The sequence below is a fragment of the Peribacillus sp. TE19612 genome (assembly GCF_056279465.1).
The window spans coordinates 1-22,032 of sequence record NZ_JBWCCL010000010.1 but is presented as its reverse complement, the minus strand read 5'-3'; the positions used below and the strand labels follow the sequence as shown (position 1 = coordinate 22,032).

Sequence of the window (22,032 nt, the reverse complement as noted above, 5' to 3'; positions counted from 1 at the left end):
GAGGTGAATAATTTGTTTGATCGTTTGCAAGCAGTAGAAGATAGATATGAAAGATTGAATGAACTATTAAGTGACCCGGAGATCATTAATGACTCCAAGAAGCTAAGGGAATATTCCAAGGAGCAATCCAGCATTCAAGAGACCGCATCGACTTATAAAGAATATAAAGCGGTTCGTGAGCAACTTCAGGAAGCGAAGGCGATGCTGGAGGAGAAACTTGATGCGGAAATGCGTGAAATGGTAAAAGAAGAGATCAATGAACTTGAAGAGACCATACAAGGCCTTGAGGATAAGCTGAAAATATTGCTTATTCCGAAAGACCCCAACGATGATAAAAACGTAATCATGGAGATCCGCGGAGCGGCGGGCGGAGATGAGGCGGCCTTATTTGCAGGCAGTCTATACCGGATGTATAGCCGTTTTGCCGAGGTGCAGGGCTGGCGGACTGAAGTAATTGAAGCTAATCCTACTGGGCTTGGCGGCTACAAGGAAATCATATTCATGATTAATGGTAATGGCGCTTATTCAAAGTTGAAATTCGAAAATGGAGCCCATCGCGTTCAGCGAGTACCTGAAACGGAATCAGGCGGGCGGATTCATACATCCACAGCCACGGTTGCCGTTTTACCTGAAGCTGAGGAAGTGGAAGTTGAAATCCATGATAAGGATATTCGTGTCGATACCTTTGCATCAAGCGGTCCTGGAGGGCAAAGTGTCAATACGACAATGTCAGCGGTGCGCTTGACTCATATTCCGACTAATACGGTTGTATCCTGTCAAGATGAAAAATCACAAATCAAGAACAAAGAAAAAGCAATGAAGGTTTTGCGTGCCAGGGTGTTCGATAAAATCAATCGCGAAATACAGGCGGAATATGATCAAAATAGGAAGCTGGCCGTTGGAACGGGCGATCGATCTGAAAGGATTCGCACTTATAACTTCCCGCAAAACCGCGTTACCGACCACCGCATTGGTTTAACGATTCAAAAACTGGATCAAATCATGGAAGGTAAACTGGATGAAGTCGTTGATGCATTAATCATGGAAGACCAATCTTCAAGGCTGGAAAATGCAGATGAGTAATTCTGCCGTGAAAGTGTTTGAAGCCCTTAAATGGGCTTCTTCTTTTTTAAAGGAAAATGATCGTGATGCCAATGCTGGGGAAATCCTGTTACAGCACTTTTTAAAACAAACTCGCTCCAAAATGCTGGCCAACCTTCATGATGAGCTTAGTGAAGCGGATTTTGGGAAATTTAAGGACGCTATTGAGCTGCATGCTGAGGGGACGCCCATCCAATATATAATCGGCAGTGAAGAATTTTATGGACGGACCTTTTTTGTGAATGAAGAAGTGCTCATACCGAGACCGGAAACAGAAGAATTGATTTATTATACATTACGTAAACTCCCGGCCATTTTTATGGAGGGACAGAAGCTCCGTTTAGCTGATATTGGGACTGGCAGCGGCGCAATTGCCATAACGATGAAACTTGAAAAATCAAACCTGATGGTGACGGCCACGGACATAGCGGAACCATCGCTTGAGGTGGCGCGGAAAAATGCCGAATCACTTGGTGCCGAAGTGGAGTTCATGCAAGGTGATTTGCTTTCGCCGTTCATGAATATGAACGAGAAGGTGGACATTCTTTTATCGAATCCTCCATATATACCAGAAGATGATCATAAATCCATGTCAGTGGTCGTGACTGGTCATGAACCACATCGTGCATTGTTTGCCGGTATCGATGGGCTGGATTTTTACCGCCGCTTTATGGAACAGTTACCTTTGGTCATGAAGGTACCTGGACTGATCGGTTTTGAAGTGGGTGCAGGGCAGGGTGCGGCGGTTGCCGATTTATTGAAGCGAACCTTTCCTGCCGCGGAAGTATCCATCACAAATGACATTAATGAAAAAGATCGAATGGTCTTTGCTGAATTAAAATGATCCGTCTCCCTTATGTGAGACGTTTTTTTTTTTTTTTTTTGGGACAACACCCTCATTAATCCTTTGGAATCTATATTTCCAGCTATCAACTTTTTTTGTTTTTACTAGTTTAAGATAGCTGGAAAATGGTGAGACTAATTCATGTGAGGGGGCGAAGGCGATGAAAACTAAACATTTAGCCATTATTTATCTATTAATCTTAACTATAGGAACGATCGTAAGTATATATATGCCTAAAGCGGAGATGGTCGGTGCAGAAGATACGAAGGTAATTCCGGATGAGGCGATTCGGCTGCGGATACTCGCCAATAGTGATGCAGAAGAGGATCAAGCGGTTAAACGGCTGATTAGGGATAAGGTAAATGAAGATATCACAAAGTGGGTCGCTGAGCTTACTTCTTTGGATGAAGCGAGGGATGTGATCACCTCGCATCTGCCGGATATCCAGGCGACGGCTGAGGCGGTAATAAAGGAACAGGGTTTGGAGCAGTCGGTGAAAGTGGATTTTGGACAAGCTGAATTTCCGACAAAACTGTACGGGCAGTATTTATATCCGGCAGGGGAATATGAAGCAGTGATTATCACGCTTGGTGAAGGGGACGGCGCTAATTGGTGGTGTGTGTTATTTCCCCCATTGTGTTTCTTGGATTTTTCAAATGGGACGGCTGTAAGTCAAAGTCCGATTGTCGAGGATGAAGGGGAAGGGTCATTGACTTCGGAAGGAAAGGCGTATGCTGCAACGAATGAAGAGAGTGAACCTGTTGCGGAGGAAGTGGTTGAAGAAGAAGTGCTGGCTGAAAAGGAAAAAGGGCCGGAAGAAGTAGTTGAAGAAGAGGTAATCGTGGAGAGCGTAAAAGAGGAAGCACCGGAATTAACGGTAAAAGAAGAGGTTGTAGAGCCAGAGGTAAAAGAAGAAGTGGCGGTAGTGAAAGATAAGGAACAGGTGACAGAGGAAGTCATTGAAGGGAAAGTTGAAGAAAACAAGGTTGAACTTGCGGCATCCAATGAAAAAGGTCAACAATTATATGAAGGGGAAAAGGAGCCCGAGGTGGAAGTGAAGTCCTTGTTTGCAGAAATCTTCAATGATCTATTTTAAGGAGGGGGCTGAGTCCCTCTTCTTTAAATTCAGATAATTTTAAAAACATATCCACAGGGTTATTAACAAAAAATCAAAAAAGTCTGTCATTAATTATTAATATCCACAAACTTATCCACGGATTCGATGTGGTTATCCCCAATTTGTGGATAACACTTGAATTATGTGTATACTTCTTTTATACTTTCAAAGTATCTTTTAAGCGGAATTCGTACGTTAAGTTGAAAATACCGTTCATATTAAAGCGATTATATAAAATAAGAAATGTTAAAAGGCGATGGTGTTCAAAATGAAAACGAAAATTTGGTCAGTGGATAAAAATGTGGATAATTTACAAAGTTATCCCCAGATTACACAATCAGCTGAATTATTAAAGGCTAATCAAGTGGTTGCTTTTCCTACGGAGACCGTTTATGGACTCGGCGCGAATGCCAAAAATGACGAGGCGGTCAAAAAAGTGTTCGAAGCAAAGGGGCGTCCGAGTGATAATCCTTTAATCGTTCATATAGCCTCGGATGACCAGTTGTCAGGTATTGTAGAAGAGATTCCGGAACAGGCCCGGAAGCTAATGGCAGAATTTTGGCCGGGTCCTTTGACTTTGATCATGAAACGAAAACCGGGCCAGCTATCGAACCTTGTGACAGCTGGATTGGACACGGTGGCTGTCAGGATGCCGGATCACCAGGTTGCCCTTGGCCTTATTCGTGCGAGTGATTTGCCCATTGCGGCTCCAAGTGCAAATACTTCCGGTAAACCAAGCCCCACTTCAGCAAAACATGTTGAAGCTGACTTGATGGGCCGGATTGCAGGTATAGTCGATGGCGGGAATACAGGTGTGGGCGTGGAATCCACAGTACTGGATTGCACTGTGGAAGTCCCTGTTATTTTAAGGCCTGGCGGGGTGACCCTGGAACAGCTGGAAGCGGTAATAGGGGAAGTCAGGCAAGATGTCGCTTTGAAGAATCAGGAAACGGCGCCAAAAGCCCCGGGCATGAAATATACCCACTATGCACCGAAGGCCCCTCTATTTTTAGTCAAAGGTAATCAAGCTTTCCTTCAGAAGCTTGTGGATGAGAAAAGAAGTGACGGGTTAAAGGTGGGCATCATTACGGCTTATGAACATCAACAGGATTATAAGGCGGATTATGTGGTTGTCCCAGGTTCATTAGCCGATTTACATACAGTTGCGACAGGCTTATATGATGCCTTAAGACAGTTTGACGAGCTGGAGGTCGATGTCATTTTTAGTGAAATGTTTCCTGACCATGGAATAGGGGCTGCGGTCATGAACCGGCTTGAGAAGGCTGCAGGTCATCAAATCATCAAGGAACATGTGTAATAAGGACTGATTTATCCTTCTATTTCTTTTCGGACATGCATAACATGTAGTAGGCACGTCCGAGGGGGATTGGAATGAATACATTTGCTGGAGAAATCATCACCTTATTGCTAATGGCCTTCGCGTTGGGAATGGATGCCTTTTCAGTGGGCCTTGGAATGGGAATGTTTAAGCTAAGGTTGAGGCAAATTCTGTTTATAGGTTTGACAGTAGGCATTTTTCATATTTGGATGCCCTTGCTTGGAATGGGGGCAGGCCGTTTCATTTCAGAAAAATTCGGGACCTTCGCTACATACGCCGGCGGTCTCTTGTTGATCATTCTTGGTATACAGATGTTTATTCCTGGTAAAAAGGATGGAGCTGGTGCCATGCAAAATAAGATGCTGGCTCCTGTCGGGAAAGGTTTAATCATTTTTGCTTTAGGGGTAAGCCTGGATAGCTTCTCGGTAGGGTTGACTCTGGGGATTTACGGTGCCAAAACGATTTTAACCGTTCTTTGTTTTGGGTTTGCCGCCACTCTATTAACATGGGCGGGGCTTTTACTGGGTAGAAAAATGCAGGGTTTGCTTGGCGTGTATAGTGAGATTCTAGGCGGAAGCATCCTGTGTGCGTTTGGATTGAAATTATTGTTCTCTTTTTGATCCGCCTGAATTCATATTCTTCCTTCCTCAACTGTTCCGATTAACGGGGCGGTTTTTATTTTTCTTCGGACACAATGACAGTGATTTTTTGACTATAATAAACGGGCGATAGCTTATAATGAATAAAAAAGGAGGCGTTAAAATGATCCGAGTATTATTTGTATGTACAGGTAACACATGCCGAAGCCCGATGGCAGAAGCGATATTGAAAAACAAGAATATTGCGGGTGTTGAAGTGAAGTCCGCAGGCGTGTATGCTTCGACAGGTCAGGATGCTTCGATGCATGCTAAAAATGTATTGGTTGAAAATGACATAGTGCATAATCATCATTCAACGCCTTTATCCGCGAAGGAAATGGAGTGGGCGACTCATATCTTCACCATGACGGAAGGGCATAAATCGGCCATTGCCCGTTCATACCCCCAAATGATCGATAAGACCTTTACTTTAAAAGAATTCATTCTCGGCGATAAATATGATAGAGACATAATGGATCCGTTCGGCGGTTCTGAAGGCATTTATCGGGAAACGTTCAGGGAGCTGCAGGAATTGATAGATGAATTAGTCAAAAGGCTTAAAAATTGAACTGGGGTACATAATGTGGCCGCTGGAGTAAAAGATATTACTAAGCTTGGTATAGGATAAAGGCAGTCCCAAGAAGTGGCTGCTATTGCAGAATAAGCATCTGCTGGAGCGGAAGAAGTGACGGCTGTCACAAACGAACAAGGGATAGTCATGGGAAATGTCGGAAAATCGGCAATGGAACTTAAAGTGAAAGCGGAAAAGTTGAACAGGACCATTACCCGCTAGCAGGAAACCAGAGTTGGTTTCCTGCTTCTTTGCGGGAAGTGATGGACATCCTTTATCTTTTCATAATTTTGTGACACAATAAAATCAAATGAAAAAGCTAGAGGAGGATTATGATGAAAGTTGCGATTGCTTCGGATCATGGTGGTATACATATCCGTGAAGAAATAAAGAATTTATTGAATGAGTTACAGATTCCATTTGAGGACTTTGGCTGTGAATGCAGTACGTCGGTGGATTATCCTGATTATGCCTTGCCGGTTGCTGAAAAAGTGGCACGGGGTGAGTTCGATCGGGGCATTTTAATCTGTGGAACTGGAATCGGAATGAGCATTGCTGCCAATAAGGTCAAAGGAATACGATGTGCATTGGTTCATGATGTCTATAGTGCGAAATTGACCCGTCAGCATAATGATACCAATATGTTAGCGATGGGGGAACGTGTCATTGGTCCGGGTCTTGCCAGGGAAATTGCCCAAACATGGCTGACTTCGGATTTTGAGGGCGGGCGCCATCAAAACAGGATCGGTAAGATTGCGGAGTACGAAGGTAAGCACAGCTAATTCTTATGGTTTTTGGAGAGTTCCGATAGCAAGTTTTCTTATTGAAAGGATGCGTTTTCATGACAAGTGATGCTACATTTTCAAATGAGCTTGAGATATGGGAAAACCAGTTTCGGGAACTTTTATATGAGTTCCAAGAACAGACGGCTTTAAAAGAGAAACAGCTACTGGTTATTGGCTGCAGTACAAGTGAAGTGATCGGGAAAAGGATCGGTACTGACGGGACGCTCGATGTTGCTGGGATGATTTTTTCCGTTGTGAGGGATTTTCAAGGAAAAACGGGTGTTCAGGTTGCATTTCAATGTTGTGAGCATCTAAACAGGGCCTTGGTTTTACAAAGGGAAACCGCGATTCGTTATGGTTATGAAGAAGTTTCGGTCGTTCCTGTAAGAACAGCTGGGGGATCGATGGCGACGTACGCCTATCAGCAATGGAAAGATGCAGTCGTCGTTGAACATATCAAAGCGGATGCGGGGATAGATATTGGAGACACATTCATTGGTATGCATCTGAAGCATGTTGCGGTCCCGATCCGCTCTGCCATTAAAGAAATAGGACATGCACATGTGACCATGGCAAAAACCCGTCCGAAACTGATTGGCGGGGAGCGTGCAGTTTATCGGGACCTCTCTGAAAACAAGAGTTGTACTTAATGGGTAAGTAAGACAGCATTTCTCGGATGGGGAATGCTGTTTTTTAATTGAGGCGGGCAAAATCGTAAAGCTCAAGGTAAGGCTTAGAAGAAAAAACTTTCTTTAATAGTGCTAATAGAATGGTGATTCCGCTCATGGAATATAGGGTGAAAGAGCTATTTATCACAATTTCGATGTTAAATACGAACATTTTTAAATGAAAAAACATTTAATGTTCGATAAAATTAGACTATCACTTCTAAATTAGACATGTTAAAATGGAGTAGAATTTTCTAATAATTATTGGTAAGGCTTTTTCATGCTTTTTGAAGGCATGTTGCACATAAATACTAAAAAGCGAATCACGCACAATTTGAGGAGGAATTACGGAATGAATCGTTTAGCAAAGCAAGATGAGCAAGTGTTTAACGCAATTCAACTGGAATTAGGGCGTCAAAGAAGTAAAATTGAGCTTATTGCTTCTGAAAACTTCGTGAGTGAAGCTGTCATGGAAGCGCAAGGGTCAGTCTTGACTAATAAGTATGCAGAAGGATACCCTGGGAAACGTTACTATGGCGGATGTGAGTATGTAGACATCGTTGAAGATTTAGCGCGTGAGCGTGCGAAAGAAATTTTCGGAGGCGAGTATGTGAACGTACAGCCTCACTCTGGAGCTCAAGCCAATATGGCCGTTTACTTTACAGTGCTTCAAACTGGCGACACAGTGCTTGGGATGAACCTTTCGCATGGTGGTCACTTAACACATGGAAGTCCAGTAAACTTCAGTGGTGTTAACTACAATTTTGTTGAATATGGTGTAGACGAAAAAGATCACCGTATCGATTACAATGATGTATTGGAAAAAGCGCGTCAACACAAACCTAAATTGATCGTAGCGGGTGCAAGTGCATATCCACGGGAAATCGACTTCAAGCGATTCCGTGAAATTGCGGATGAAGTCGGGGCATATTTAATGGTCGACATGGCGCATATAGCAGGTTTAGTTGCGGCTGGATTACATCAAAGTCCAATTCCTTATGCTGACTTTGTAACGACAACTACTCATAAAACACTTCGTGGACCACGCGGTGGGATGATCATCTGTAAAGAGGAATTCGGTAAGAAGATCGATAAATCCATCTTCCCTGGAATTCAAGGCGGTCCTTTGATGCATGTTATATCAGCTAAGGCTGTTGCATTCGGCGAAGCGCTTCAAGATGATTTTAAAGTATATGCCCAACAAATCATCGACAATGCTAAACGTTTGGGTGAAGGTTTGAAGAAAGAAGGGTTCACTCTTGTTTCTGATGGAACGGACAATCACTTGATTCTTCTTGATGTGCGCTCTACAGGATTAACGGGAAAGATCGCAGAGCATGTTTTAGATGAAATCGGTATTACCGTGAACAAAAATGCGATTCCTTATGACCCGGAAAAACCTTTCGTTACCAGCGGTATACGTATTGGGACTGCGGCAGTGACATCACGTGGCTTCGGATTGGAAGACATGGATGAAATAGCTGCTATCATCGGACTTGTATTGAAAAATAATGAAGACGCAGCTAAGCTTGAAGAAGCAAAACAGCGTGTTGAATCATTAGCGAACAAATTTGAATTGTATCCTTCATTGTAATATCGGAGCCGCTCCCTTTAAAGGGAGCGGTTTTTTTGCATTTATGGAAGGTCAGTGTGTTAGAAGAATCCGAATAGTGAAAATAGGTCTGACAACTAAACCTTTATTGAAGATTGAAACATTTTTCTGTAAAATAGGTTGAAGTGAATTTTAAAAGACACGAAAATTTTTCTATTCGATTAGGGAAATCATAAAAAAGCGCAAAACTAAGCAATGGAATTGGAGAGATGCCAAATGGGAAAAGTTTATGTTTTCGATCACCCGTTAATTCAACACAAATTAGCCTATATACGTGATAAAAATACAGGAACAAAAGAATTCCGTGAACTAGTGGATGAAGTTGCATCATTGATGGCATTTGAAATCACGAGGGATATGCCGCTGGAAGAAGTGGAAATCCAAACGCCTGTAAGCACAGCGAAAGTGAAAATGCTTTCTGGTAAAAAAGTGGGGATCGTCCCGATTTTACGTGCAGGCATAGGGATGGTGGACGGAATCATTAAGCTGATTCCTGCTGCAAAGGTTGGACATGTTGGACTTTACCGTGATCCTGAAACATTGAAACCGGTTGAATATTATGCGAAGATGCCAAGTGACTTGGCAGAAAGGGAATGCATTGTCGTTGACCCGATGCTAGCCACTGGCGGATCAGCCATCGAAGCGATCCATTCCATTAAAAAGCGCGGTGCAGTCAATATTAAATTCATGTGTTTGATTGCAGCTCCAGAAGGTGTAGAAGCTTTAAAAGAAGCTCATCCTGATGTTGATATCTATATTGCGGGTCTTGACGAAAAACTGAATGAACATGGTTATATCGTTCCAGGTCTTGGAGACGCAGGAGATCGTTTATTCGGCACAAAATAAGGAAAGAAACTGAGGTGTCACGAATGAACAAACCGATTAAAGTCATGACCATTTTCGGGACGAGACCAGAAGCTGTCAAAATGGCTCCCTTAGTACTCGAATTTCAAAAACACCCAGAATATTTCAAGCCGATCGTTGCTGTTACGGCTCAGCATCGCCAAATGTTAGATCAAGTTCTCGAACTATTTTCCATACAGCCGGACTATGACTTGGACATAATGAAGGAAAGGCAAACGCTTGCTGACATTACAACAAGAGCATTAAATGGTCTTGATTCCGTAATGAAGGAAGCTAAACCAGATATTGTTCTCGTTCATGGTGATACAACCACAACGTTTGTCGCCAGTCTGGCAGCTTTTTATAATCAAATTGTCATTGGGCATGTAGAAGCGGGGCTGCGCACATGGAATAAGTATTCCCCCTATCCCGAAGAGATGAATCGACAGCTTACGGGTACGATGGCGGATTTGCATTTTGCGCCGACTTCGAAAGCCGAGGAGAATCTGCTGAACGAAAACAAGAAGGATAATATCTTCGTGACGGGAAATACGGCAACGGATGCTTTAAAAACGACTGTAAGGTCGACATATTCCCATCCGGTTTTAAATGGCCTTGGAGAAGACAGGCTCATTTTGCTTACCGCCCATCGGAGGGAAAATCTAGGGGAACCCATGAGGAATATCTTCAGGGCCGTTAAGAGAATCATTGTTGAGCATGATGATGTTCAAGTGGTATATCCTGTTCATTTAAATCCGCTTGTTCAAGAATTGGCAAACGAAGTTCTCGGGGACGATCCGCGGGTTCATTTGATCGAACCGTTGGATGTATTGGATTTCCATAACTTCGCTTCTAGAGCCTATCTGATTTTGACTGATTCTGGAGGAATCCAGGAAGAGGCACCGTCACTTGGTGTACCCGTCCTAGTTTTAAGGGATACGACCGAACGTCCTGAGGGGATTGCGGCTGGAACCTTAAGATTGGCTGGTACTGATGAACAAACCATATATGATTTGGCACATGAATTGCTCACCGATCAAGAGGTGCACGAAAAAATGTCCAAAGCTTCAAATCCATATGGGGACGGAAATGCTTCGGTCCGCATAGCTGAAGCGATCCGGTACTATTTTAAGCAAGTGAATATGCCGCCAACTAGATTTGAACCATAAAAAAGGAAAAGCCATACGCTTTTCCTTTTTTTATTTGCATACTCCGAGGTTGTTGAGAAAAGATAACTGCTAAGGGGATGATTATGTTGGGAAAGAAAACGTTCATAGTGTTTGTTTTCCTTTTTATATTTATTTATCAAAATGAAAAGGGCTTCGCAAAAGTCATTTTGCCGCCTTTACCAAAACTATCTGAATCTAAGGAAGTAACGGTTGTTGTCACGATGGATAAGGCTTTTAATCGAAAAAAGATCGAAAAACTGCTTGAAAGATATCCATCTCTTCAATTACGGAATGTTTATTCGGTTGCCCTGGATGGATTTTCCCTTCACGGGAAAATGAAAGAAATAGAACAACTTAAAAAGGAGGGGGGAATTCAGGCCGTAACGGAAGTATCCGTTTATCAAGCCGTGTTGGATAAAAGTGTCCCATACATAGGAGGAGACAGGGTCAGGGGTTTCTTTGATAAGGAGAATCACCGGATCACCGGGAAAGGGATAAAGGTAGGGATAATCGATACTGGCATCGATTATACACATCCCGATTTGCAACGAGCTTATAAAGGAGGTAAGGATCTGGTTGACGGTGATGCAGATCCAATGGAAACCAAAAATCAAGGCGACCTGGATACATTGCATGGCACTCATGTGGCAGGCATCATTGCAGCCAATGGAAAAATGAAAGGCGTCGCACCTGAAGCGGAGATTTACGCATATCGAGCTTTGGGGCCAGGCGGTTCTGGAGATACAGATCAAGTATTGACGGCCATTGAGTCAGCCATAAAGGATAAGGTGGATGTATTGAACCTCTCTCTAGGCAATAACGTCAATGGTCCTGATTTACCCATCTCCCTCGCGTTGAATAAGGCTGTGGAAAGCGGCATCGTTGCCGTGACATCAAACGGGAATTCCGGTCCGGCTGTATGGACCGTCGGTTCACCCGGTACAGCGGAAAAAGCTATTTCCGTTGGGGCTTCGACTCCTCCCTTAAGGGTTCCGTATATGATTTACGGACTTGGATCAAAAAAGCATCAATCGCATTTAACCTTGTTTCAAGGCTCTAAAAAATGGAACCTGACGTTTTCCGAGGATGTCATATATGGGGGACTGGGTAATGAAAAGGACCTGAAGAATGTTCGGGATAAGATTGTATTGATGGAACGTGGCACACTTACCTTCCAGCAGAAAGTATCCAATGCAGAAAAGGCAGGTGCGAAGGGGGTAATTGTTTTTAATAATACGAGCGGGAGCTTTACTGGAAGCTTGGAAAAAGAAATGAACATCCCAGCTGCTTCTATTAATAGAAGAGATGGATTGCAGCTCAAGCAAATCATGGAGCAAGGCCAGAGCAAAACCGTTCAATTTGTTTATAAGAACGAGCAGGATAGGCTCGCGGATTTTAGCTCCAGGGGACCGGTAACCGTATCGTGGGGAATAAAGCCTGACGTATTGGCACCGGGAGTGGAAATTGAAAGCACCATTCCTAAAGGATATATGTCCCTGGATGGAACAAGTATGTCCGCACCGCATGTTGCAGGTGCATGCGCCTTAATCCTGCAAAAACACCCGGAATGGACTCCTGACCAAGTGAAATCTGCATTGATGAGCACTTCCAAGCCATTGAGGAAAACAGCGTATCAATTGTATCACACATATGAACAGGGGGCTGGACGCATCCAGGTCGACGAAGCGTTAAAAGCGGACACACTCTTGAATCCAAGCTCATTGTCCTTTGGGATGTATACAAAAAAAGAGGGAATTGAAGAGCATCATGAAACGATAGTCATAGAAAATACCGGAACGGAAATGAGGAAGTACTCATTCATGGTCCCATTAAAAGAGACGGGGCTAACTTGGGAATTGCCGAAATCCCTTACTTTGAAACCGAAGGAAAAGAAACGGATAAAAGTCGGATTGCAGGTCAACCCAGCCGAGCTTAAAAAGGGAGTCTTTGATGGATACCTCATTATAATGGAAGGAACCAAAAGAATATCCCTTCCTTATTTATATGTAAAAGAAGAGCCTGATTATCCAAGGATAATGGGATTTGATTTTGGCCAAGGGGACCAGGAAGGCACATATCGATACGAAATGTATCTTCCGCGCGGGGCTGAAGAATTCGGTATTGCCCTTTATGAGGAAGATAGCTTGAAATTCGCTGGATATTTGGATTGGTCCAGATCGGCTCCTCCCGGTTTGATCAAAAAAGATGTATTGAAAAAGGACTTGCCGCCTAAAGGAATATATAAGGCGATAATCTTTGCAAGAAGGGGCGGAAGGGAAGATCGGATAGAAAAGACGTTACTTATCGAGTGAAGAGAGGACAATAAGTAAAATAAAATGGATGTCAATAGTATAAAAAAAATAATTTGTGAACAATTCGTTAATAATTACAAACCTGTGACAAATTTCACTAACCACTCATTGACAATGATTCTAGCCTATTGTATGCTAACAAAGGATGTAAAATGAGAGGGTTTTCAGGAGCCCGGCATGCAGATTTTTACAGCATGAAATGTTTTCTATCCTCCACCAAATTCAACCGCGAGGATGCAACTTGCGTCAAATGATCGCCGTCTAAAATGGCTATGACTTTGATGTCAGCGATTCTTTCTCAAATAGTCGGATCAGTTTTGTTCGGTATCTTCTTTTACTCGTCAGAACCTAAGATTCGAACCGCTGCTATTAGTAATTGGCCTTCTTTGTGGACTTGCTAGGTTTACAAGCAATGCTTCATTCAGTACGAAAATATTTCTCAGGAGATTAAATGAAAAATGCCAGAAATGAAAATCATGTTCAACAGGCAGAGTAAATATATAATTTTTCTTCTGGCGGTTTATGTTGTTGGATGGGGACTTACGAGTTATCAAGCCGTTTTTGCTGGGCTTATACTGGGTACGAGTTTGAGTTTATACAATCTATGGCTGATCAATCAGAAAATGAAAAAGTTCAGTCAGGCGCTCGATGAAGGAAAGAAAACGAAATCTCTTGGGACGATGACACGAATGGCATCCGCAGGTCTAGCGGTACTCATTGCATTGGAATTTCCGGAGCATTTTCATCTGATAAGTGTTGTATGGGGATTAATGACAGCTTATATTGTCATTTTTATAGATTTTTTCATCCAATTAATACGTCGATAGCGGGGAAGAGAGGTGAATATAGTTGAATCATGAAGCACCCTTACAAGAATTTATGGGTCTTACCTTTAACTTGAGTAACGTCCTAATGATTACAGTTGCCAGTCTAGTTGTGTTCATACTTGCTGTGCTTGGTACACGTAAGCTTGCCATGAAGCCAACCGGCATGCAGAATTTCATGGAATGGATTATGGATTTCGTTAAGGGTATTATTAATAGTAACATGGACTGGAGAACAGGTGGTCAGTTTCAACTGCTTGGTATGACTTTGCTAATGTACATTTTTGTGTCCAATATGCTAGGTCTTCCGTTTGCAATTAGTTACGATGGAGTGCTTTGGTGGAAATCACCAACAGCCGACCCAGTTATCACATTGACTCTTGCAGTCATGGTTTTAGGTTTAACGCATTATTATGCTATAAAAATGAAAGGCGCCAAGGGTTACTTTAAAGCTTATAAAAACCCAATGACACTTGTAGAGGAATTTACAAACTCCTTGACACTTGGTCTGCGTCTATATGGTAACATTTATGCTGGTGAAGTTTTGCTGAGTCTATTAGCGGGCACCCTGGCATTTAGTGGAGCTGCCGGATTTATTGGTGCAATTGTGCCTACATTAGTATGGCAAGGCTATAGTATTTTCGTCGGTAGTATCCAAGCGTTTATCTTTGTCACGTTAACAATGGTTTATCTGTCTCATAAAGTCAGTGACGACCATTAATTATAAGTTCATTTAGAACTAAAAAAATAATAAATTTTGATACAATCTAAGGAGGATATTTATAATGACAGGTTCAGTAGGTCTTCTTGCAGCAGCAATTGCAATTGGTTTAGCAGCACTAGGTGCAGGTATTGGTAATGGTCTTATCGTTTCAAGAACAGTAGAAGGTATCGCTCGTCAACCAGAAGCTCGCGGTATGCTTCAAACAACAATGTTCATCGGGGTAGGTTTAGTTGAGGCGATGCCTATCATCGCGGTAGTAATTGCGTTTATGGTATATGGTGGTTAATAGAACCTTCAAAAAGTTCAAAAATGGCGAAGTTCGTTCCATGTGAACCTTCGCCTTTCCTTTATGTCCACAATCCTGTTTTTATACAGTTTAAGAGCATAGTTTTCTAAAGTTCATATAATGAACGCTTTAAGAAGTGAAACTCGTGAAGGGAGTGAACCAAGCGTGTTAACAAGCAGCTTTGTACTTGGGTCAACGTCTCATGGCTTTAATGGCGGAGACATGTTATACCAATTAGTAATGTTTATCATTTTGTTAGCGTTGCTGAAGAAATTTGCATGGGGTCCTCTAATGGGCATCATGACTCAACGTGAAGAACATGTTGCAAATGAAATTCAAGCAGCTGAAGCTAGCAGACAAGAAGCACTTAAATATTTAGAAGAACAACGTGAAATCGTAAAACAATCTCGCACTGAAGCGGGACAACTTATAGAAAACGCAAAACTTCAAGGTGAAGCACAGCGTGAAGAGATCGTGAATCAAGCACGTCTTGAAGCTGAACGCGTCAAAGAAACAGCTAAGCGTGAAATCGTACAGGAAAAAGAAAAAGCCATTACGGCTTTACGCGAGCAAGTGGCATCTTTATCCGTACTTATTGCTTCTAAAGTAATTGAAAAAGAACTATCCGAAGCAGATCAAGAGCAATTGATTAATGACTACATTCAAGAGGCAGGAGAAGGGAAATGAGCGATATAACAGTAGCAAAGCGTTATGCCGTTGCCCTTTTCCAAATTGCGAAAGAGCAAAATCTCATTAACCAACTTGAAGAAGAGCTTCGCATAGTGAATGAAGTTTTTACAAAAGATAATGAGCTATTAAGCTTCCTGGCTCATCCTAAAATGACTAAAGATGCAAAAGGCGCTTTGATTGCAAATGCATTTGCAAGCCTTTCTTCTTCCGTTCAAAACACTGTGATGCTGATGGTGGAGCGTCATCGTACAGATGAAGTGACAGCAATGGCACAAGAGTTCATTGAACTTGCGAATGAAGAAAACTCAGTAGCTGATGCAACGGTCTATACAGTACGTCCATTAAATGAAACGGAAGTGGAAGCTGTGTCTTCATCTTTTGCTGCAAAAATCGGCAAAAGAAATTTACGCATCACTAATATTACGGATAGCAATATCCTTGGCGGCATCAAATTACAAATCGGTAACCGCATTTATGACGGGACGATTAGCGGTAAGTTAGATCGCCTTAGCAAACAACTATTAGGTTAATATTCACAGATAGGGGTGAAATTCATGAGCATCAAAGCTGAAGAAATCAGTGCGCTGATTAAAAAGCAGATTGAAAACTATCAGTCGGAAATTAAAGTAAGCGATGTTGGTACGGTTATCACTGTTGGTGATGGTATCGCACGCGTTCATGGTTTAGATAATGCAATGTCTGGGGAGCTCTTAGAATTTTCCAATGGGTCAATGGGATTAGCACAAAACCTAGAGCAAAATAACGTAGGTGTTGTTATTCTTGGACCATTCAGAGACATTAAAGAAGGCAGTGAAGTACGCCGTACTGGCCGTATCATGGAAGTGCCAGTTGGAGAAGAATTAATCGGACGTGTCGTGAATCCGCTTGGACAACCATTAGATGGCCTTGGCCCGATCGCTACGACAAAAACTCGTCCAATCGAAAGCCCTGCAACAGGTGTAATGGACCGTAAATCAGTACATGAACCTTTACAAACAGGTATTAAAGCAATCGATGCATTGGTTCCAATCGGTCGTGGACAACGTGAGTTAATCATAGGTGACCGTCAAACTGGTAAAACATCAGTTGCAATCGATACAATTCTTAACCAAGCTGACCAAGATATGATCTGTATCTATGTCGCTATCGGTCAAAAAGAATCAACGGTTCGTGGAACTGTTGAAACACTACGTAAAAATGGTGCTTTGGATTACACAATCGTTGTATCTGCATCAGCTTCTCAACCAGCACCACTTTTATACCTAGCTCCATATGCTGGTGTGACTATGGGTGAAGAGTTCATGTTCGCCGGCAAGCACGTTCTTGTGGTTTATGATGATCTTTCTAAACAAGCATCTGCATACCGTGAACTTTCCTTGCTACTTCGCCGTCCTCCAGGTCGTGAAGCATTCCCAGGGGATGTATTCTACTTGCACTCCCGTTTACTTGAGCGTGCAGCAAAATTGAATGACACTTTAGGTGCCGGTTCAATCACTGCGCTTCCATTTGTTGAAACACAAGCAGGCGACATCTCTGCTTACATTCCAACAAACGTAATTTCCATCACTGATGGACAAATCTTCTTACAATCCGATTTGTTCTTCTCAGGTGTACGTCCTGCGATTAACGCTGGTCTATCCGTATCCCGTGTTGGTGGATCTGCACAAATTAAAGCGATGAAAAAAGTTGCCGGTACATTACGTCTTGACTTGGCTTCATACCGTGAATTGGAAGCATTCTCTCAATTCGGTTCTGACCTTGATGCTGCTACACAAGCAAAACTTAACCGTGGTGCTCGTACAGTTGAAGTCCTTAAGCAAGATCTAAACAAACCGATCAAAGTAGAAAAACAAGTCATGATTTTCTATGCATTGACTAAAGGTCATTTAGATGATATTCCAGTATCGGATATCCTTCGTTTTGAAGAAGAGTACTATGTGTTCCTAGATCGTTCTCATCCGGAATTATTAGATCACATTCGCACAACAAAAGGTCTTCCTGAAGACGCTGCTATCGTTGCTGCAATTAACGAATTCAAAAAGAACTTCGTTATTTCTGAATAATAAGGTCTAACTAATTTATAAAGGGTGGTGAGAATGAATGGCCTCTTTACGCGATATTAAGTCTCGGATTACTTCAACGAAAAAGACGAGTCAAATTACAAAAGCGATGCAGATGGTATCTGCTTCTAAAATGAACCGTGCGGAAGCTAATGCTAAAGCATATGTTCCATATATGGAAAAAATTCAAGAAGTGGTATCCAGTATTGCGAACGGAAGCACGGATGCATCTCATCCAATGCTTACTTCACGTCCAGTTAAGAAAACCGGTTACTTGGTAATCACATCGGACCGTGGATTGGCTGGGGCATACAATAGTAGTATACTTCGCCACGTTCATAAAACCATTCTTGAACGTCATAAATCCAATGATGAGTTCGTCATTATCGCAATCGGAAGGGTTGGCCGTGATTTCTTTGTCAGCCGTAACATGCACGTAGAGCTTGAAGTAATTGGGGTTCCTGATCAGCCGTCTTTCGCTGACATTAGCTCCCTTGCAAAATCGACAGTGAATTTATATCTGAATGAGCTGTGTGATGAGCTTTATATGTACTATAACCATTATGTCAGCCCAATCCAGCAGGAGGTAACGGAAAAGCAAGTCCTTCCGTTAGCTGACTTCAATACTTCCAATGCAACATTGACTTCTTATGAATTTGAACCGAATGCAGAAGAAATCCTTGAGGTATTACTGCCTCAATACGCAGAAAGTTTGATTTATGGTGCTTTATTAGATGGTAAAGCAAGTGAGCACTCTGCACGTATGACTGCAATGAAAAATGCGACCGATAATGCAAAAGAGTTGATCGACTCACTTTCATTACAATATAACCGTGCACGTCAGGCAGCGATCACTCAAGAAATTACAGAGATTGTCGGCGGTGCAGCAGCTTTAGAATAAAATCATTAAAGGAGCGGTCGGCCCGGACGAAGCTTGGCCGTTCCATAAACTCGATAGTCGTTATAAGCAACGTTAGGAGGGAAAACGATGAATATAGGACGCGTTACTCAAGTTATGGGTCCGGTTGTTGACGTGAAATTCGAAGACGGACAACTTCCTAAGATCTATAACGCGTTAAGAATCGAAAATACAGCGTCTGGTACAGGACTAACTCTTGAAGTGGCCCTTCAACTAGGTGATAATACAGTTCGTACTGTAGCAATGTCTTCCACTGATGGTTTAACCCGTGGTGCAGAGACTGTTGATACAGGAGCTCCAATTTCAGTACCTGTAGGTGAAGTTACTCTAGGTCGTGTTTTCAACGTATTAGGGGAAAACATTGACCTATTCGAACCACTTACAGCAGAGGTGCGTCGTGATCCAATTCACAGACAAGCACCAACATTCGAGGAATTATCAACATCTGTTGAAATCCTTGAAACAGGTATTAAAGTAGTAGATTTACTTGCTCCTTACATCAAAGGTGGTAAAATCGGTCTCTTCGGTGGAGCCGGTGTTGGTAAAACTGTACTTATCCAAGAACTTATCAATAACATCGCACAAGAGCACGGCGGTATCTCGGTATTCGCTGGTGTAGGTGAGCGTACTCGTGAAGGTAATGACCTTTTCTACGAGATGACTGATTCTGGTGTTATTAAGAAAACAGCGATGGTATTCGGACAAATGAACGAGCCGCCAGGTGCACGTATGCGTGTTGCCCTAAGCGGTTTGACAATGGCTGAATATTTCCGTGACGAACAAGGACAAGACGTTCTTTTCTTCATCGATAACATCTTCCGTTTCACACAAGCAGGTTCTGAGGTTTCCGCCCTACTAGGACGTATGCCTTCAGCGGTTGGTTACCAACCAACTCTTGCTACTGAAATGGGTCAATTGCAAGAACGTATCACTTCAACAAATAAAGGTTCAGTTACATCCATTCAAGCGATCTATGTACCTGCCGATGACTATACGGATCCGGCTCCAGCTACAACTTTCGCTCACTTGGATGCAACAACTAACCTTGAGCGTAAACTTTCTGAAATGGGTATCTACCCTGCAGTTGATCCATTGGCGTCTTCTTCTCGTGCCCTTAGCCCAGAAATCGTTGGGGCTGAGCACTATAAAGTGGCTCGTCAAGTGCAATCGACTTTACAGAAATATAAAGAACTTCAAGATATTATTGCCATCTTGGGTATGGACGAATTAAGCGAAGACGAAAAAGTAATCGTTCAACGTGCTCGTAGAATTCAAAACTTCTTGTCACAAAACTTCCACGTGGCTGAACAATTCACTGGTCAGAAGGGATCTTATGTACCAGTTAAAGAAACAGTCCAAGGATTCAAAGATATCCTAGCTGGAAAATATGACGAACTTCCAGAAGATGCTTTCCGTCTAGTTGGCCGCATCGAAGAAGTTGTTGCTAAAGCAAAAGAAATGGCTTAATTAAAGGGACCTAGGAGGGAATGAAATGAAGACCATTAAAGTCAATGTTGTTACTCCCGATGGCCCAGTATATGATGCAGAAGTTGAAATGGTAAGCACTAAAGCTAAAAGCGGTGAGCTGGGAATCATGGCTGGACACGTTCCAACTGTAGCCCCGCTTACCATTGGTGCTGTCCGTCTTAAAAATGGAAGCAACACAGACTATGTAGCTGTAAATGGTGGCTTCTTAGAAGTTCGCCCTGATGTGGTAACCATTTTAGCTCAATCTGCTGAAAGAGCTGAAACTATCGATCTTGCACGTGCTCAAGCAGCAAAAGCCCGTGCTGAACAAAGATTGCAGAACAATGATGGATCAAATGATGCCAAAAGAGCTAATTTAGCGCTTAAACGTGCCATTAACCGAATCCAAATTGCAGAAATGCGATAACTTTAATTGTTGAAAACACCTGATCAAGCCATTCGTGGTAAGATCAGGTGTTTTTTTATCCTGAAGGTTTTTGAGGAATATTGACATGGAATGTCGGAATTGGGAAAAAATGTCGAATTATAGGGTAAAGTAATTTCCATTTTAAACCTTAACTCGTCGACATGTTTTTATCCTAATGTTATAATGTATACGCTTACATTTTTTGCTTCATACCCCCTCCTATCACGTTGCTTCTAAAAGATTGTTACCCTGCATAATATTTTATTACAGTATCCAAAAAGAAGACAGGCAAATTTAACTTGTACCCAGTTAACATGATTTATCCATAAAGGGAGATGAACATGGGACAGCTGCATATTTACCAAAATAATTATTTAATTGTATTTGTTTTCCTTTGTCTCGGTATTTTATTACCTGTGATCGCTTTATTTCTTGGTAGACTGCTAAGGCCTTATAAACCGACAGATATGAAATATACGACTTATGAAAGCGGAATCGATCCTTTTCAGGATTCAAGGGTCCAATTCAATGTCAGGTATTATCTATTCGGATTGATGTTCGTCATATTTGATGTAGAAACGGTTTTTCTTTACCCATGGGCGGTTGCCTATGATGAACTCGGACTGTTTGCATTGATTGAAATGCTGTTTTTTGTCGTGATCCTTATGCTAGGACTAATCTATGCTTGGAAAAAGAAGGTGTTAAAGTGGAATTGAAGTTGGATGAACTTACCCCTAAAGAAATGGAAGAAATGCGCCACAGTATTTTCTTATCCACACTTGAACAAATAAAAGGCTGGGCTAGAAGTAACTCACTCTGGCCAATGACTTTCGGTTTGGCATGTTGTGCAATTGAAATGATGGGTGTCGGCTCCTCTCATTATGATTTGGACCGATTTGGTTCTTTTTTTCGGACATCCCCCAGACAATCGGATGTCATGATTGTTTCAGGAACGGTAACGAAAAAAATGGCTCCAATAATAAGTAGATTATACGAACAAATGCCAGAACCGAAATGGGTTATTGCAATGGGCTCCTGTGCAACTGCTGGCGGGCCTTATGTTCACTCTTACTCAGTGGTCAAAGGGGTAGATCAAATTGTACCTGTCGATGTATATATACCGGGTTGTCCCCCAAACCCAGCTGCACTTATTTACGGGATCAATAAATTAAAAGAAAAAATCCGTTATGAGGCGAAAACCGGAAAGCGGGTGATATAGATGAGTGAAAAGGAAGACTTAGCGAAACAAAAGGCAGAGGCCGCGGCCAAGGCGAAGGCCGTAGCATTGGCCCGAAAACAGGCGAAAGAAGAAGCGGCAGAAAAGCCGGAAGGCGAAATGGATATAGCGAAGCAAAAGGCGGCGGCCGCGGCCAAGGCGAAGGCAGCGGCATTGGCCCGGAAACAGGCGAAAGAAGAAACGGCAGAAAAGCCGGAAGGCGAAATGGATATAGCGAAGCAAAAGGCGGCGGCAGCGGCCAAGGCGAAGGCAGCGGCATTGGCCCGGAAACAGGCGAAAGAAGAAACGGCAGAAAAGCCGGAAGGTGAAATGGATATAGCGAAGCAAAAGGCGGCGGCAGCGGCCAAGGCGAAAGCAGCGGCATTGGCCCGGAAACAGGCGAAAGAAGAAACGGCAGAA

Annotated in this window: 23 protein-coding genes and 1 pseudogene; all 24 read left to right on the top strand. The window is 42.6% G+C overall.

The window, feature by feature from the left end; translation table 11 throughout:
* Nucleotides 1-12: 12 nt before the first annotated feature.
* Nucleotides 13-1,083 (top strand): peptide chain release factor 1, encoded by a 1,071-nt coding sequence (prfA, locus tag ACZ9AO_RS17780; protein ID WP_202313896.1) that lies wholly within the window; start codon nt 13-15, stop codon nt 1,081-1,083.
* A complete protein-coding gene (gene prmC / locus ACZ9AO_RS17775) occupies nt 1,076-1,945 on the top strand; it encodes a peptide chain release factor N(5)-glutamine methyltransferase (protein ID WP_476109633.1) in 870 nt (289 codons plus the stop codon). Before prfA ends, prmC begins: the two co-directional genes overlap by 8 nt.
* A 160-nt stretch (nt 1,946-2,105) precedes the next feature.
* A complete protein-coding gene (gene spoIIR / locus ACZ9AO_RS17770; RefSeq protein ID WP_476109632.1) occupies nt 2,106-3,041 on the top strand; it encodes a stage II sporulation protein R in 936 nt (311 codons plus the stop codon).
* Between the two features lie 289 nt (nt 3,042-3,330).
* A complete protein-coding gene (locus ACZ9AO_RS17765) occupies nt 3,331-4,380 on the top strand; it encodes an L-threonylcarbamoyladenylate synthase (RefSeq protein ID WP_251541606.1) in 1,050 nt (349 codons plus the stop codon).
* A 74-nt stretch (nt 4,381-4,454) separates the two neighbouring features.
* Nucleotides 4,455-5,021 carry a manganese efflux pump MntP gene (locus ACZ9AO_RS17760; RefSeq protein WP_048685870.1) on the top strand — a complete coding sequence of 189 codons (567 nt, stop codon included), beginning with the start codon at nt 4,455-4,457 and terminating at the stop codon, nt 5,019-5,021.
* 142 nt (nt 5,022-5,163) lie between these two features.
* Nucleotides 5,164-5,607 (top strand): low molecular weight protein arginine phosphatase, encoded by a 444-nt coding sequence (locus tag ACZ9AO_RS17755; protein ID WP_427602943.1) that lies wholly within the window; start codon nt 5,164-5,166, stop codon nt 5,605-5,607.
* Between the two features lie 338 nt (nt 5,608-5,945).
* Nucleotides 5,946-6,392, top strand: a complete 447-nt coding sequence (gene rpiB, locus ACZ9AO_RS17750; protein WP_476109629.1) for a ribose 5-phosphate isomerase B — start codon at nt 5,946-5,948, stop codon at nt 6,390-6,392.
* 59 nt (nt 6,393-6,451) lie between these two features.
* A complete protein-coding gene (locus ACZ9AO_RS17745; protein ID WP_251541601.1) occupies nt 6,452-7,045 on the top strand; it encodes a TIGR01440 family protein in 594 nt (197 codons plus the stop codon).
* A gap of 370 nt (nt 7,046-7,415) precedes the next feature.
* A complete protein-coding gene (locus ACZ9AO_RS17740; protein ID WP_053536892.1) occupies nt 7,416-8,657 on the top strand; it encodes a serine hydroxymethyltransferase in 1,242 nt (413 codons plus the stop codon).
* Between the two features lie 234 nt (nt 8,658-8,891).
* Nucleotides 8,892-9,521: a uracil phosphoribosyltransferase gene (gene upp / locus ACZ9AO_RS17735; protein ID WP_476109627.1), complete on the top strand. Its 630-nt coding sequence runs from the start codon at nt 8,892-8,894 to the stop codon at nt 9,519-9,521.
* Nucleotides 9,522-9,544: 23 nt separating this feature from the next.
* Entirely contained in the window at nt 9,545-10,687 is a 1,143-nt protein-coding gene (wecB, locus tag ACZ9AO_RS17730) for a non-hydrolyzing UDP-N-acetylglucosamine 2-epimerase (RefSeq protein WP_063595711.1), read from the top strand.
* Nucleotides 10,688-10,773: 86 nt separating this feature from the next.
* Nucleotides 10,774-12,999: a S8 family serine peptidase gene (locus ACZ9AO_RS17725; RefSeq protein ID WP_476109624.1), complete on the top strand. Its 2,226-nt coding sequence runs from the start codon at nt 10,774-10,776 to the stop codon at nt 12,997-12,999.
* Between the two features lie 458 nt (nt 13,000-13,457).
* Nucleotides 13,458-13,826 carry an ATP synthase subunit I gene (locus tag ACZ9AO_RS17720; protein ID WP_048685860.1) on the top strand — a complete coding sequence of 123 codons (369 nt, stop codon included), beginning with the start codon at nt 13,458-13,460 and terminating at the stop codon, nt 13,824-13,826.
* Nucleotides 13,827-13,848: 22 nt separating this feature from the next.
* Nucleotides 13,849-14,544: a F0F1 ATP synthase subunit A gene (gene atpB, locus ACZ9AO_RS17715; protein WP_048685858.1), complete on the top strand. Its 696-nt coding sequence runs from the start codon at nt 13,849-13,851 to the stop codon at nt 14,542-14,544.
* Between the two features lie 64 nt (nt 14,545-14,608).
* Entirely contained in the window at nt 14,609-14,833 is a 225-nt protein-coding gene (gene atpE, locus ACZ9AO_RS17710) for a F0F1 ATP synthase subunit C (RefSeq protein WP_048685857.1), read from the top strand.
* A 165-nt stretch (nt 14,834-14,998) separates the two neighbouring features.
* On the top strand, nt 14,999-15,520 hold the full coding sequence (gene atpF / locus ACZ9AO_RS17705; protein WP_048685855.1) for a F0F1 ATP synthase subunit B: 522 nt from the start codon (nt 14,999-15,001) through the stop codon (nt 15,518-15,520).
* Nucleotides 15,517-16,053: a F0F1 ATP synthase subunit delta gene (locus ACZ9AO_RS17700; RefSeq protein ID WP_476109622.1), complete on the top strand. Its 537-nt coding sequence runs from the start codon at nt 15,517-15,519 to the stop codon at nt 16,051-16,053. Before atpF ends, ACZ9AO_RS17700 begins: the two co-directional genes overlap by 4 nt.
* A 24-nt stretch (nt 16,054-16,077) precedes the next feature.
* Nucleotides 16,078-17,586 (top strand): F0F1 ATP synthase subunit alpha, encoded by a 1,509-nt coding sequence (gene atpA, locus ACZ9AO_RS17695; RefSeq protein ID WP_048685849.1) that lies wholly within the window; start codon nt 16,078-16,080, stop codon nt 17,584-17,586.
* Nucleotides 17,587-17,623: 37 nt separating this feature from the next.
* The gene (locus ACZ9AO_RS17690) at nt 17,624-18,484 is read left to right on the top strand and encodes a F0F1 ATP synthase subunit gamma (RefSeq protein WP_048685846.1); all 861 of its coding nucleotides are present in this window, start codon (nt 17,624-17,626) and stop codon (nt 18,482-18,484) included.
* 87 nt (nt 18,485-18,571) lie between these two features.
* Nucleotides 18,572-19,969, top strand: a complete 1,398-nt coding sequence (atpD, locus tag ACZ9AO_RS17685) for a F0F1 ATP synthase subunit beta (protein ID WP_048685843.1) — start codon at nt 18,572-18,574, stop codon at nt 19,967-19,969.
* Between the two features lie 25 nt (nt 19,970-19,994).
* On the top strand, nt 19,995-20,396 hold the full coding sequence (locus tag ACZ9AO_RS17680) for a F0F1 ATP synthase subunit epsilon (protein ID WP_048685840.1): 402 nt from the start codon (nt 19,995-19,997) through the stop codon (nt 20,394-20,396).
* Nucleotides 20,397-20,737: 341 nt separating this feature from the next.
* Nucleotides 20,738-21,112: an NADH-quinone oxidoreductase subunit A gene (locus ACZ9AO_RS17675; RefSeq protein WP_048685838.1), complete on the top strand. Its 375-nt coding sequence runs from the start codon at nt 20,738-20,740 to the stop codon at nt 21,110-21,112.
* 26 nt (nt 21,113-21,138) lie between these two features.
* The gene (locus ACZ9AO_RS17670; RefSeq protein WP_170946902.1) at nt 21,139-21,615 is read left to right on the top strand and encodes a NuoB/complex I 20 kDa subunit family protein; all 477 of its coding nucleotides are present in this window, start codon (nt 21,139-21,141) and stop codon (nt 21,613-21,615) included.
* Nucleotides 21,616-22,032, top strand: a pseudogene (locus ACZ9AO_RS17665) (NADH-quinone oxidoreductase subunit C); the annotation flags it as partial.

Excerpts from the sequence above, each read along its gene's own strand:
- prmC (WP_476109633.1), top strand. The coding sequence starts at position 1,076 with ATGAGTAATTCTGCCGTGAAAGTGTTTGAAGCCCTTAAATGGGCTTCT.
- spoIIR (WP_476109632.1), top strand. The coding sequence starts at position 2,106 with ATGAAAACTAAACATTTAGCCATTATTTATCTATTAATCTTAACTATA.
- ACZ9AO_RS17765 (WP_251541606.1), top strand. The coding sequence starts at position 3,331 with ATGAAAACGAAAATTTGGTCAGTGGATAAAAATGTGGATAATTTACAA.
- ACZ9AO_RS17760 (WP_048685870.1), top strand. The coding sequence starts at position 4,455 with ATGAATACATTTGCTGGAGAAATCATCACCTTATTGCTAATGGCCTTC.
- ACZ9AO_RS17755 (WP_427602943.1), top strand. The coding sequence starts at position 5,164 with ATGATCCGAGTATTATTTGTATGTACAGGTAACACATGCCGAAGCCCG.
- rpiB (WP_476109629.1), top strand. The coding sequence starts at position 5,946 with ATGAAAGTTGCGATTGCTTCGGATCATGGTGGTATACATATCCGTGAA.
- ACZ9AO_RS17745 (WP_251541601.1), top strand. The coding sequence starts at position 6,452 with ATGACAAGTGATGCTACATTTTCAAATGAGCTTGAGATATGGGAAAAC.
- ACZ9AO_RS17740 (WP_053536892.1), top strand. The coding sequence starts at position 7,416 with ATGAATCGTTTAGCAAAGCAAGATGAGCAAGTGTTTAACGCAATTCAA.
- upp (WP_476109627.1), top strand. The coding sequence starts at position 8,892 with ATGGGAAAAGTTTATGTTTTCGATCACCCGTTAATTCAACACAAATTA.
- wecB (WP_063595711.1), top strand. The coding sequence starts at position 9,545 with ATGAACAAACCGATTAAAGTCATGACCATTTTCGGGACGAGACCAGAA.
- ACZ9AO_RS17720 (WP_048685860.1), top strand. The coding sequence starts at position 13,458 with ATGCCAGAAATGAAAATCATGTTCAACAGGCAGAGTAAATATATAATT.
- atpE (WP_048685857.1), top strand. The coding sequence starts at position 14,609 with ATGACAGGTTCAGTAGGTCTTCTTGCAGCAGCAATTGCAATTGGTTTA.
- ACZ9AO_RS17700 (WP_476109622.1), top strand. The coding sequence starts at position 15,517 with ATGAGCGATATAACAGTAGCAAAGCGTTATGCCGTTGCCCTTTTCCAA.
- atpA (WP_048685849.1), top strand. The coding sequence starts at position 16,078 with ATGAGCATCAAAGCTGAAGAAATCAGTGCGCTGATTAAAAAGCAGATT.
- ACZ9AO_RS17690 (WP_048685846.1), top strand. The coding sequence starts at position 17,624 with ATGGCCTCTTTACGCGATATTAAGTCTCGGATTACTTCAACGAAAAAG.
- atpD (WP_048685843.1), top strand. The coding sequence starts at position 18,572 with ATGAATATAGGACGCGTTACTCAAGTTATGGGTCCGGTTGTTGACGTG.
- ACZ9AO_RS17680 (WP_048685840.1), top strand. The coding sequence starts at position 19,995 with ATGAAGACCATTAAAGTCAATGTTGTTACTCCCGATGGCCCAGTATAT.
- ACZ9AO_RS17675 (WP_048685838.1), top strand. The coding sequence starts at position 20,738 with ATGGGACAGCTGCATATTTACCAAAATAATTATTTAATTGTATTTGTT.
- ACZ9AO_RS17670 (WP_170946902.1), top strand. The coding sequence starts at position 21,139 with ATGGAAGAAATGCGCCACAGTATTTTCTTATCCACACTTGAACAAATA.